The sequence below is a fragment of the Pseudomonas sp. AN3A02 genome (genome assembly GCF_011765255.1).
In the GTDB taxonomy this organism is placed as follows: domain Bacteria; phylum Pseudomonadota; class Gammaproteobacteria; order Pseudomonadales; family Pseudomonadaceae; genus Aquipseudomonas.
This window is the reverse complement of sequence record NZ_JAARNI010000011.1, coordinates 25414-37667: the sequence shown is the minus strand read 5'-3', so window position 1 is coordinate 37667 and position 12254 is coordinate 25414. Positions and strand designations below refer to the sequence as shown.

General features: G+C 61.3%; 12 protein-coding genes. 3 read left to right on the top strand and 9 right to left on the bottom strand.

Going from position 1 to position 12254, the window contains the following annotated elements; all coding sequences use genetic code 11:
- The first annotated feature begins 163 nt into the window (after window positions 1-163).
- Window positions 164-556 carry a lysozyme inhibitor LprI family protein gene (locus HBJ59_RS26785; protein ID WP_167665291.1) on the top strand — a complete coding sequence of 131 codons (393 nt, stop codon included), beginning with the start codon at window positions 164-166 and terminating at the stop codon, window positions 554-556.
- A gap of 115 nt (window positions 557-671) precedes the next feature.
- Here HBJ59_RS26785 and HBJ59_RS26780 read toward each other — a convergent pair whose 3' ends face one another.
- From HBJ59_RS26780 to HBJ59_RS26765, 4 genes are all read right to left on the bottom strand, one after another.
- Complete coding sequence (locus tag HBJ59_RS26780) at window positions 672-2117, bottom strand: SulP family inorganic anion transporter (protein WP_167665290.1); 1446 nt, start codon at window positions 2115-2117, stop codon at window positions 672-674.
- 207 nt (window positions 2118-2324) lie between these two features.
- A complete protein-coding gene (locus HBJ59_RS26775) occupies window positions 2325-3218 on the bottom strand; it encodes an NAD-dependent epimerase/dehydratase family protein (protein WP_167665289.1) in 894 nt (297 codons plus the stop codon).
- Window positions 3219-3322: 104 nt separating this feature from the next.
- A complete protein-coding gene (locus tag HBJ59_RS26770) occupies window positions 3323-4219 on the bottom strand; it encodes a LysR family transcriptional regulator (protein WP_076013810.1) in 897 nt (298 codons plus the stop codon).
- A gap of 134 nt (window positions 4220-4353) precedes the next feature.
- Complete coding sequence (locus HBJ59_RS26765; protein ID WP_167665288.1) at window positions 4354-5118, bottom strand: sulfite exporter TauE/SafE family protein; 765 nt, start codon at window positions 5116-5118, stop codon at window positions 4354-4356.
- Between the two features lie 191 nt (window positions 5119-5309).
- Here HBJ59_RS26765 and HBJ59_RS26760 point away from each other — a divergent pair, with 191 nt between their 5' ends.
- Window positions 5310-6224, top strand: coding sequence for a LysR substrate-binding domain-containing protein (locus HBJ59_RS26760; protein ID WP_167665287.1), 915 nt, complete (start codon window positions 5310-5312; stop codon window positions 6222-6224).
- Window positions 6225-6239: 15 nt separating this feature from the next.
- On the opposite strand, the gene HBJ59_RS26755 is transcribed toward HBJ59_RS26760, so the two are convergent.
- Entirely contained in the window at window positions 6240-7670 is a 1431-nt protein-coding gene (locus HBJ59_RS26755; protein ID WP_076013813.1) for an amino acid permease, read from the bottom strand.
- Between the two features lie 164 nt (window positions 7671-7834).
- Window positions 7835-9085 carry a kynureninase gene (gene kynU, locus HBJ59_RS26750; RefSeq protein ID WP_167665286.1) on the bottom strand — a complete coding sequence of 417 codons (1251 nt, stop codon included), beginning with the start codon at window positions 9083-9085 and terminating at the stop codon, window positions 7835-7837.
- A gap of 142 nt (window positions 9086-9227) precedes the next feature.
- Here kynU and HBJ59_RS26745 point away from each other — a divergent pair, with 142 nt between their 5' ends.
- A complete protein-coding gene (locus tag HBJ59_RS26745) occupies window positions 9228-9701 on the top strand; it encodes an Lrp/AsnC family transcriptional regulator (RefSeq protein ID WP_003212305.1) in 474 nt (157 codons plus the stop codon).
- 123 nt (window positions 9702-9824) lie between these two features.
- Here the strand turns inward: HBJ59_RS26745 and catA are convergent, their stop codons facing one another.
- Genes catA through HBJ59_RS26730 form a run of 3 tightly spaced genes read right to left on the bottom strand, consistent with a single transcriptional unit; the run spans window position 9825 to window position 12228 of the window.
- On the bottom strand, window positions 9825-10754 hold the full coding sequence (catA, locus tag HBJ59_RS26740; protein ID WP_076013815.1) for a catechol 1,2-dioxygenase: 930 nt from the start codon (window positions 10752-10754) through the stop codon (window positions 9825-9827).
- A gap of 42 nt (window positions 10755-10796) precedes the next feature.
- A complete protein-coding gene (catC, locus tag HBJ59_RS26735) occupies window positions 10797-11087 on the bottom strand; it encodes a muconolactone Delta-isomerase (protein ID WP_093202109.1) in 291 nt (96 codons plus the stop codon).
- 16 nt (window positions 11088-11103) lie between these two features.
- Complete coding sequence (locus HBJ59_RS26730) at window positions 11104-12228, bottom strand: muconate cycloisomerase family protein (protein ID WP_008436677.1); 1125 nt, start codon at window positions 12226-12228, stop codon at window positions 11104-11106.
- Window positions 12229-12254: the final 26 nt, after the last annotated feature.

The following is a 12254-nucleotide window of genomic DNA, read 5'->3' as shown; positions in this document are numbered from 1 at the left end:
GTAATTTTCGCCCACAGACAAGCCCTGTCGCACAGGGATATGCCCTGGGTCAGTGGATGAAAATTCGGGGGGCGTTCTTACATGAAGATCGCCGGGGCTGGAAACTCAACTGCGCAGGCCGAGTCTTAAACTGCACACCGACTCATGACCAGGAAAACCCAGAATGAATCGTAACCACCTGCTTGTTCCTTTCGCTGCCGGAGCACTGCTGCTGGCCTTTTGCGGCACGGCTTCAGCCGACGAGAATCCGGCGCTGAAAAAATGCATGGACGGCGCCAACACCACCGCCGACATGGTCGATTGCAACGCCAAGGAAACCAAGGTGCAGGACGCACGCCTGAACACCGCCTACAAAGCCGCCATGACCGCGATGGAAGGCAACCGCAAGCAGCAGCTGCAAGACGTACAACGCCAGTGGCTCAAGTTTCGCGATGCCAACTGCGGCTTCATCGGCTCGGCAACCGGCGGCACCATTGATCAGGTCAACGGCTCCGGCTGCGTGCTGGACATGACCCAGACCCGCGCCCAGGAACTGGAAAACCTGGTCGGACCGTGATCGTTCCCACGCTCTGCGTGGGAATGCATCCTGTGACGCTCCGCGTCACGACTAGAGCGGACGCGGAGCGTCCAGGGCGGCGTTCCCACGCAGAGCGTGGGAACGATCACAACTGTCAGTCGTGCTGCACCCGCGCACGCTTGAGCAGTTTGCGGCAGCGCTCAGACAGGTGCAGCACCCGCAGATGTTTGCCGGCCTTGGTGTAGCGCTCCCGAAGGGTCATCAACGCGGCAATTGCCGAATAGTCGACAAAGCTCAAATGACGACAATCCAGCGTCACCTGGGCCGGGTCGTTGGCCGGGTCGAACCGGTTCAGGAACGGCGTGGTCGAGGCGAAGAACAGCGTGCCGTGTACGCGGTAGAGTTTGCTGCCGTCCGCTTCCATATGCTCGTCCGCGTACAGCTCGCGCGCTTGCTGCCAGGCGAAGTTCAGCGCCGCAATCACAATCCCGCACAGCACTGCGGTCGCCAGGTCGGTGAACACGGTAATCACCGTCACCGCCATGATCACCAGCACGTCGTTCAGCGGCACCTTGTTGATCACCCGCAACGAAGCCCAGGCAAACGTCTGCTGGGACACCACGAACATCACGCCTACCAGCGCCGCCAGCGGAATGCGCTCGATCAGCGGTGACAGAAACAGAATGAACAACAGGATCATCACCCCGGCGAACACACCGGAAAACCGCCCGCGCCCGCCGGAGCTGAGGTTGATCACGGTTTGCCCGATCATCGCGCAGCCACCCATGCCACCGAACAGGCCAGAGACCATATTCGCCGCGCCCAGGGCCACGCTTTCGCGGTCGGGGTAGCCACGGGTTTCGGTGATTTCGTCAGTAAGGTTGAGGGTCAGCAGGGTTTCCAGCAGGCCGACCATGGCCATCAGGATCGCGTAAGGCGCGATGATGTGCAGGGTTTCGAGGGTCCAGGGAATCTGCGGCAACGCGAAGGTCGGAAGGCCGCCGGCGATGTGAGCCATATCGCCCAGGGTGCGGGTCGGCAAGCCGAGCAGGTACACCGCAAGGCCCACGCCGAGGATCGCCACCAGGGCTGGCGGCACCGCGCGGGTCAGGCGCGGCAGCAGGTAGACGATGGCCATGGTTGCCGCAACCAGCCCGGTCATCACGTACAACGGCGTGCCGCTGAGCCAGGTGTCACCGCTCTTGAAATGCTCCAACTGCGCCAGGGCGATGATGATTGCCAGGCCGTTGACGAACCCGAGCATCACCGAGTGCGGCACCATGCGCACCAGCTTGCCCAGGCGCAACAGGCCGAAGGCGACCATGATCAAGCCGCCCAGCAACACCGTGGCCAGCAGGTACTGCACGCCGTGCTGCACCACCAGTGCAACGATCACCACCGCCATCGAACCGGCGGCACCGGAGACCATGCCGGGTCGGCCGCCGAACAGCGCGGTGAGGGTGCAGATGATGAACGCGCCATAGAGGCCCATCAGCGGGTTGAGGTGAGCCACCAGGGCGAAGGCGATGCACTCGGGGAGCAAGGCAAAAGACGTGGTGAGTCCGGCCAGGGCGTCGGCGCGCAGACGGGTGAGGTTCATTGAAGTACCGGGGAGTTGCGAGGGATAAGGCGGGGGATGGTACGGAAATGAGTGAAGTGGGGCTAGTGTTGGATAAGACTGTTGGACCGAGTCGCCCCTTTCGCGAGCAAGCCCGCTCCCACACTTAACCGAGTTCCAACTTTGGAATGCGGTCAAATGTGGGAGCGGGCTTGCTCGCGAAGGGCTCGCCTCGGTTTCAAGCGAACATCACACCATCTCGTTGCGAATCCACTCGACTACAGAAGTGCGCTTCGGCGCCCAACCCAGCAGTTCGCGGGCGTGCTTGCCACGCACACGGCTGTTGGAGCCCAAACCGTAGTTGGCCATTTCATAGCCCCACTCGGCTTCAGCATCTGCCAACGGCCAATCCTGTGGCTTGCCCAGCTTCAATGCTTCGGCAATCGCGGTGGTCATGTCGACAAACGCCGCTTCGCCACTTTCCACAAAGTAGAACGTGCCCGGCACATTCTTTTCCAGCGCCAGCAGGTACAGCGCGACCACGTCTTCGATGTGCACGTTGGACCAGATGTTCTGGCCGGTGCCCACATGGTGCACAACGCCACTTTTACGCGCCTGCTTGAGCAAACGTGGCAACTGCACACTGTCGCGCTTAACGCCCAGGCTGTGGCCGTAGATCAGGGTGTTGCAGATCACCGCCGAGTTCACGCCGTCTTTGGCGGCAGCAAGGATCAAATTGTCGATAGCCACGCGAGCGGCCTTGTCGACGGTCGGCTCCGGCAAGTTGTCTTCAAAATAGATGACATCGCTGGACTTACCGCCCGACGCATCGCCGACGATGCTCGAACCGCTGGTGTGCAGGAGGGTTTTGTTGGAACCGCGCAACGCGGCCAGCAAGGTTTCCACGGCGCCGCGATGGTCACTGCTGGCGGCGTTGATAACGGCGTCAGCGTTCTTCGCCTGCTCGGTCAACAGTGCGCTGTCATCCAACGTGCCGATCACCGGCATGATGCCCAGTGCAGTCATTTCTTCGGCTTGTTCGGCGCTGCGTACCAGGCCGGTCACTTTATGGCCGGCCTTGACCAGGCCATTGGCGATGGAGCCGCCGATAAAACCGGCAGCGCCGGTAATGAATACGTTCATGGAGGTTTCTCCCTGCGTGAGTAATTGATGGCGTCAGTATTGCGGACCTATCCATTCCGAATAAGTCCGTATTGCCCAATTCACTCTTGCGCAGGGGTCACGAATCAGCTGGCGTAGCTGGCCAGCTTGCCCTGGATAAAGTCCAGGAAGCACTGGATGCGCAAGGCCAATTGCGAGTTGCGGTAGTACACGGCGTTGATCGGCTGGCGATAGCCGCTGTTGAACTCCGCCAGCACCGGTATCAGGCGCCCGCTCTTGATGTCCTGGGCGGTCATGAAGTCCGACAGACAGGTGATGCCCTGCCCTTCCAGCGCCAGCTGGCGCAAGGTTTCACCGCTGGAGGCGGCGACGCTCGGCTGGATCTGCCAGCGATCGCCGTGCACATGGCGCAGCGGCCAGTGGTTGAGGGTTTCGGTGTGGGTGAACCCGAGCAAGCTGTGTCCGGCCAGTTCGGCTACGGTGGTGGGCGTGCCGTGTTGTTCAAGGTAAGCCGGGCTGGCGAGGATATGCAGCGGGCTGCATCCCAGTGAGCGGGCGTGCAGGGTCGAGTCCGCGAGGGCGCCAATGCGGATGGCGATGTCGGTGCTCTGCTCCAACAGGTCGATGATCAGGTCGTTGCTGTTCAGCTCCAGTTGGATGTCCGGGTACAGGCCACGAAACTCGGCGATGTACGGCACGATCGCATGCAGCATGAACGGCGATGCCGCGTTGATCCGCAGGCGCCCCGAGGGGGTTTGCTGGCGCGACGACAGGCGCTCTTCCAGGTCGTCCATTTGCTCGAGGATCACCTTGGCCCGCTCGAAGAAATACTTGCCCTCTTCGGTCAGGTCCATGCGCCGTGTGGTGCGGTTGATCAGGGTGGTGTCGAGCTTGGCTTCCAGGCGCGACAACGTGCGGCTGACTGCCGACGGCGTCTGCCCAACCTGTTCGGCGGCGGCGGAAATCGACCCGCATTCAATTACGCAGACGAAGATCTGTAGCTCATCGGATCGGGCTTTCAACGTGAATCCTCTTTATAGCGGCTACACGGATACTAGCCGCATTACAGACTCAGGATAACGGGGCCTGTGCTTTGGAATACGTACCGGACGGTCAAAACGCATTTGACCAAAATACACAAATCAACAGCAGATTCTTAACCACTGATCAGCAGATGCCCACCCAGCGCGGCCATCCCGATAAAAAACACCCGCTTGAACAGCACCGCGCTGATGCGCTGGCGCAGGGCCTGGCCCAGCCACATGCCGAGCAGCGCCGGCACCAATGCCAGCAACGAGGCGTTCAATTCCCCACCGCCCAGGCTGCCGCGCCAGAACAACCCGGCCGCCAGCGCCAGGGTCGACACGGTGAACGATAGCCCCAGCGCTTGCACCAGTTGATCGCGGTTCAAGCCCAACGCTTGCAGATACGGCACCGCCGGGATCACGAATACTCCGGTGGCCGAGGTGATGACCCCGGTCAGCACGCCGCACAATGGCCCCAGCCAGCGCTCGGTGGCCGGGCTGACCTGGAAGGTCGGCAACAACAACCCGCTCAAGGCATACACCAGCAACGCCCCGCCCAACGCCCGCACCACCCAGTGCCCGCCGTCCATACCCAGCCACAACGAGCCCAGCCCGGTGCCGAGGAAAATCAGCAGCAGCATCGGCCACAGGCGTTTGATCAAGGCGCTCAGATGACCGCCGAACGCCAGTTGCCAGAGGTTGGTGACGGTGGACGGGATGATCAGCAAGGCCGCAGCCTGCGCCGGCAACATAGCCAGGCCGAGCATCCCCATGGCGACGGTGGGCAAGCCCAGGCCGATGACGCCCTTGACCGTACCGGCCAGCAGGAAGGTGCCGATCACCAGCAATGTCAGGGCCGGGCCGAGATTTTGGTAGAACGCGAGTAAGGTATTCATGGGTCGGATTTTGCAGGTTTGGGTGATGTCTGAAAATTCGCCATATACTGAGGCAGCCTCTTGTTCCGCGTGAGGCAGATGGCCTCTTCGCGAGCAAGCCCGCTCCCACATTTTGAAAGGGTTCACAGATCTAAATGTGGGAGCGGGCTTGCTCGCGAAGAGGCCCGTCCAGACACCGAGATCCCCAGCCCATGCACTTTGACCTGATCGACCTGCGCCTGTACCTGCACATCCTCGACACCGGCAACATCACCGCCGGCGCCAGCCGCAGCCATTTGTCCCTGGCCGCCGCCAGTGCGCGGATTCGGGCGATGGAGGCCTCGCTGGGCATCGCGTTCCTGGAACGCGGCCGCCGTGGCGTAACGCCAACAGCAGCAGGCAAAGCCCTGGCCCGCCACGCCCGCCTGCTGTTGCAGCAGGCCGAGCACCTGCAGCAAGACCTCGCGGAGTACGCCAACGGCGTCAAAGGCCAGGTGCGCCTGCTGTGCAACACCACGGCCCTGAGCGAATACCTGCCGGAATTGCTGGCGGACTTTCTGCGGGAACACCCCAACCTGGATATCGACCTGCAGGAACTGCCGAGCCTGCGCATCACCCACGCCTTGCGCCAGGGTGCGGCAGACCTGGGGATTATTTCCGATGCGGTGGACACCCACGGCTTGCAGACCCTGCCCTTTCGCGACGACCCGCTGGTGCTGATCATGCCCCTCGATCACCCGCTGGCAGACCGCACCGTGAGTTTTATCGACAGCTTGCAGCACGACTACGTAGGCCTGGCTGCCGACAGCGCGCTGGCGGTATACCTGGAAGAACAGGCGTTGCACGCAGGCTTTCGCTTGCAGACCCGCATCCGCGCGGACGGCTTTGATGGTTTGATTCGCATGGTCGCCCGGGGCGCCGGGCTGGGGATCGTGCCGTTGGCCGCGCTGGAACGCTGGCCGTTGGAGCGGCGCTTCCAGGCCCAACCCCTGACCGAGGATTGGGCCTGTCGCAAACTGCTGTTATGCGCGCGCGGGTTCGACCAATTGCCCGGTTACGCCGCCCAACTGCTAAACGCCCTTTCCCCCTGTAGGAGCGAGCTTGCTCGCGAAGAACGTCAACGATAACGCGGGCTTTCTGATTTAACCCGGCGCTCTCGGGTTTTTCGCGAGCAAGCTCGCGCCTACAGGGTTTTGGCGACCCTTGCGGAAGAACACGTAGTACACCAGCGACAGAATCAGCAGGAACGGCACCCCGAACACCAGCGTCATCTTGAAGGCCTCGGTGAAGAACGTGGTGATCATCACCGCGCCCATCAGCACCAGGCCCAGCAGCGTGCTGTAGGGAAACAGTGCCAGCTGGAACGACAGCTTCGGCCCGCCGTGACGCTTGCGGTAGCGGCGGAAAAACAGGTGGGTAAGGAAAATCATGAACCAGGTGAAGATCGCGCCAAACATCGAGATCGCCATCATCAAGGTGAACGAGCTTTCCGGATACACCACGTTCAGCAAGGTAGCCAGGGCAATGCCCGAGCTGGACAGCAGCAAGGCGTTCAACGGGATGCCGCTCTTGCTCAAGGCACCCATGGACTTGGGCGCGAAGCCGGCGCGAGACAGGCTGAACATCATGCGGGTGGTGATGTAGAGCTGGCTGTTCATCGCCGACAAGGCCGCGATCAGGATCACAAAGTTCATCACGCCCGTGGCGCCGGGAATGCCGATGGTCTGCATCACCGTGACGAACGGGCTCTGAGCATGCCCGGCCTGGTTCCACGGCACGATGGCGAGCATCAGCGCCAGGGTCAGCAGGTAGAACACCACCAGCCGCACGATGGTCGCGCGGAAGGCTTTCTTCACCGCCTGCTCCGGGTCGGCCGCTTCACCGGCGGCCACCGCGATCATCTCCACGCTCAGGTAGCTGAAGATCGAGACGATCACCGCGATCCACATGCCGCTCAAGCCATTCGGGAAAAAGCCGCCGTGGGCGGTGTAGTTCTGCATACCGTAATCCGGATTGCCGGAGCCGAACACCACATACACCGCGAGGATGATGAAGCCGACGATGGCGCTGATCTTGATCGTGGAGAACCAGTATTCGAAGTTGCCGAAGGTCTTGACGCTGATGGCGTTGAGCACGATCAACACGCTGGAAAACGACACGATCCACACCCATTCCGGCACGTTGGCGAACCAGTACTTCATGTACATCGCCACCGCCGTGACCTCGGCGCCCACCGCCAGCACAATCGCCGCCCAGTACGCATAGCGCACCAGGAAACCGGCCAGCGGGCTGACGTAAAATTCGGCATACGCGCCGAAGGAGCCCGAGGTGGAATGCGCCACGGTCATCTCCGCCAGGCAGCCCATCAGCAACAAGGTGATCAGTGCGCCGATGGCATAGCTCACCAGCACGCTGGGCCCGGCATAGCCGATGGCGTAGGCGCTGCCCATGAACAGCCCGGTGCCGATGGCTCCACCGATGGCGATCATGCTCATCTGGCCGGAAGTGAGCTGGCGCCTGAGGCCCAGTTCGCGATTGGTTATTGCGGCAAAGCCTTGGTCTGGCGTGGTCACGTGGCGTGCCCCTTTATTATTGTGATTGCACTGCTTTCTGGTTGAAACACTGTCCCCTGTGGGAGCGGGCTTGCTCGCGAAAGCGGTGTGCCAGTCAATACATCAGGGACTAATAGACCGCATTCGCGAGCAAGCCCGCTCCCACATTTTTGCTCTGTGTTTACTCAGGTGACGCTGTGGCGCACTTTGAACTGCGGCTCGTCCCAGGTTTTCTGGTCGAGAATCTCACCCAGGATTTCCACCGCATCCCACACCTCAGCAAAGCTGGTGTACAGCGGGGTAAAACCGAAACGCATGATCCGCGGCTCGCGATAATCACCAATCACGCCGCGAGCGATCAAGGCCTGGATAACCGCATAGCCTTCCGGGTGTTCGAAGCTGACGTGGCTGCCCCGCCGCGCGTGTTCACGCGGGGTGATCAAGGTCAGGTCATGAGCGGCGCAACGGGATTCCACCAGCTCGATAAACAGGTCGGTCAGCGCCAGGGATTTAGTGCGCAGGCTGGCCATGTCGGTCTGGGCAAAAATATCCAGGCCACACTCCACCATCGCCAGCGAGGTAATCGGCTGGGTGCCACACAGGTAGCGGGCGATGCCCTGGCTTGGCGCATAACGCGACTCCATGGCGAACTGGCGGGTATGCCCGAACCAGCCCGACAGCGGCTGCATGACCACATCCACCAACGCCGGGTTGACCCACACAAACGCCTGGGAGCCAGGCCCGCCGTTGAGGTATTTGTAGGTGCAACCAATCGCATAATCAGCACCGGCCTGATGCAGGTCGATCGGCACCGCGCCCGCCGAATGCGCAAGGTCCCAGATCGTCAGCGCGCCGCACTCATGGCTCAACGCGGTCTGGGCCTGCATGTCGTACATGTAGCCGGTCTTGTAGTTGACGTGGGTGAGCATCACCACCGCCGTGTCCTGGTCGATAGCTTGGGGCAGTTCGTCCGGGCTGTTGACCAGGCGCAGGGAATAGCCCTGTTGCAGCAGTTCGGTCAGGCCTTCAGCGATGTACAGGTCGGTGGGGAAATTGCTCGCTTCGCTGACGATCACCTTGCGGCTTGACGCTCGCTCGCGCTGCACAGTCAACGCCGCGCTGAGCACCTTGAACAGGTTGATGGAGGTGGTATCGGTAATCACCACTTCGCCGTCGCGGGCGCCGATCAGCGGTGCCAGGCGATTGCCCAGGCGCTGGGACAGGTCGGCCCAGCCGGCGCTGTTCCAACTGCGAATCAGGCCATTGCCCCACTCCTCGGCGATCACTGCTTGCGCCCGCGCCAGCGCTGCCACCGGGCGCGCGCCGAGGGAGTTGCCGTCGAGGTAGATCACCCCGGCAGGCAAGGCGAATTGGTCGCGCAGTGGCGCTAGCGGATCCTGGGCATCGAGGGTCAGGCAATGGGTGCGGGTGGTCATGGTCAGTCCTGTTCTTGTAGTAACAATGAGCCAAATAATGAACGAAGCTTTAGAGAATTTTCGTGCAAAGTGGTGGGCAACAGGCTAATTAAGCTGTAGGAAATTCGAATTTAACCCCCAAACACGCGGATTTATTCTAACCATGATTCTCGACGCCACCGACCTGCGCCTTCTGCATTTCCTGCAACAGGATGGCCGTATCAGTAACCAGGAACTGGCGGAGAAAGTCGCTCTGTCGCCCTCGGCTTGCCTGCGGCGTTTGCGCCTGCTGGAGAGCGAAGGAATCATCAGCGGTTATCGGGCGGTGTTGAACGCCGAACAGTTGGGGATTGAGCTGGAAGCCATCGTCCACCTGTCGTTGCGTCAGGATGTGGAGGATTGGCACGAGACGTTTATCAAGAAGGTGCAAGGGTGGCCGGAGGTGGCCAGTGCGTATGTGATTACGGGGGCGAGCAATTATGTGCTGCGGGTGCAGGCGCGTAATTTGAAGCACTTTTCGGACTTTATTGTGAACCACCTGAACCGCACGGCGGGGGTGATGGATATTCGGTCGGAGATCGTGTTGCAGAAGATCAAGGATCGGGATGATTTGCTCGACCTGGTTGTTCGCAAGTAGGCCAAACGATACAGATCCAATGTGGGAGAGGGCTTGCTCGCGAAGGCGGAGTGTCAGTCACCGGAAATATTGACTGATCCGCCGCATTCGCGAGCAAGCCCGCTCCCACATTTTTTACCGCGTTCAGTCTTCGAGCGCGCGCACTCGCTGCATGCGCTTCTGCTCCACCGGCGCTGCCGCCGGCTGCAACTCAAAGTCAAAATCAATCTGCGCGAACTGCCCTTCCACCCCAAACTCTTTCGCCAGGTTTGCGTCCTCGCTGAAACGAATCTCGGCGATCAACTCGTCCCGCGTCGCATAGGCAAAATCATCATGCAGGTACGGATCATCCGACAGGTTGATCTGCGTGGTCAGGTGCCGATGGCCCGGCGCCGAGATGAAGAAGTGGATATGCGCAGGCCGCTGGCCATGGCGGCCCAACTGGTCCAGCAACTGCTGGGTCGGACCGGTCGGCGGGCAGCCATACCCGGACGGTACGATGCTGCGGAAACGGTAGTTGCCCTGGGCATCGGTCTCGATCCGCCGACGCAGGTTGAACTCCGACTGCGTGCCGTCAAACCACGAATACGTGCCGCCGGTATTGGCCTGCCACACGTCGACAATCGCCCCCGCCAGCGGCTTGCCGTTGGTGTCGCGCACCTGGCCTTGCATGAACAGCGGCACACCCGGGTCCTGCCCGTCGTCCAGCCGCGCTTCATATTTGGACAGCGGCGCCCCGGCCACATACAGCGGGCCTTCGATGGTGCGCGGGGTGCCGCCGGATTTGCCGGCTTCTTCGTCTGCCGCGTCCATCAGCATGTCCAGGTAATGCTCCAGGCCCAAGCCGGCCGCGAGTAACCCGGCTTCCTGGTTCTTGCCCAGTTCGTTGAGGTAGTTGACCGCCTTCCAGAACTCTTCCGGGGTCACTTCCAGGTCTTCGATGATGTTCACCGTGTCCCGCAGGATCCGGTAGATCAGCGCCTTGGCCCGTGGGTTACCGCCGTCGTTAAGGTTGCCGCTGGCTTCTTCGAGAAACTGTTGGGCGTGAGCAGTCTGGGAAAGTCGGATGGACATGGTGCAATCCTCATCTTGTAATTATTAGGTGAAAAAACAGACTCAGCGATCATCCTCACGGATCGACGATGGATGCCGGCACAGGGCATTCACTTCGATGGCCATGTAAGGATAAAGCGGCAGTTGCATCAACAGGTCATGCAGTTCCTGCACGCTGTCGACATCGAACACGCTGTAGTTGGCATACAGCCCGGCGATGCGCCACAGGTGGCGCCATTTGCCCTCTTGTTGCAGCCGCTGGGAGAAGGCTTTTTCTTCAGCCTTGAGGCCGGCAGCGCGCTCGGGGTTCATGTCGACGGGCAGGTTCACGGTCATTTTTACGTGGAACAACATCGCAAGTGTCCTCGGGTTATTTATCGCGACGGAAGAACGCCAGGCGCTCTTCATCGATGGCCAGGCCCAGGCCCGGAGCGGTGGAGACATGCAGGTGGAAATCGCGGTACACCAGCGGCTCGGCGAGGATGTCTTCGGTGAGCAGCAACGGGCCGAACAGCTCGGTGTCCCACGCCAGTTTGTTCAAGGTGAGAAAGGCATGGGCCGAGGCCAGGGTGCCGATACCACCTTCGAGCATGGTGCCGCCGTACAGGCCAATGCCCGCTGCTTCGGCAATCGCCGCGGTGCGCAATACCGCACGCGGGCCGCCGTTTTTGGCGATCTTCAGGGCGAACACCGAGGCCGCGCCTTCGCGGGCCAGGTTGAAGGCGTCTTCCACACATTCGATGGATTCGTCGGCCATGATCGGCGCCGGGCTCGACAGGTTGAGCCGGACCATGCCGCCACGGTTATTGCGCGAAATCGGTTGTTCGATCAGGTCGATACCGTTGTCGCCCAACACTTTGCAGGCGCGCAGGGCCACGGCTTCGTCCCAGGCCTGGTTGACGTCAACCCGCACGCTGGCGCGATCGCCCAAGGCTTTTTTGATCGCAATCACGTGGGCCAGGTCCTGGCTGACTTCACCGGCGCCGATCTTCAGTTTGAAGATGCGGTGGCGGCGCAGGTCGAGCATCTTCTCGGCCTCGGCGATGTCTTTTTCGGTGTTGCCGCTGGCGAGGGTCCAGGCCACTGGCAAGGCGTCCCGCACACGGCCACCGAGCAATTCGCTGACCGGCAGGTTCAGGCGTTTGCCAAGGGCATCCAGCAAGGCGCTTTCGATACCCGACTTGGCAAAGGTGTTGCCCCGGATGCTGCGCTCCAGGCGCAACATGGCGGCATTGATGTTGCTCGCATCCTGGCCAAGAAGCAGCGGCGCGAAGTGCCGGTCGATGTTGATCTTGATGCTGTCGGGGCTTTCATTGCCGTAGCTCAGGCCGCCGATGGTGGTGGATTCACCGATGCCTTCGATACCGTCGGCGCAGCGCACGCGGATGATCACCAGGGTCTGGTTCTGCATCGTGTGCATCGCCAGCTTGTGCGGGCGAATGGTAGGGAGATCGACGATGATGGTCTCGATCGACTCGATGGCGCAAATCGGCATGGCAATACCCGTTGGGTTCTTTATAG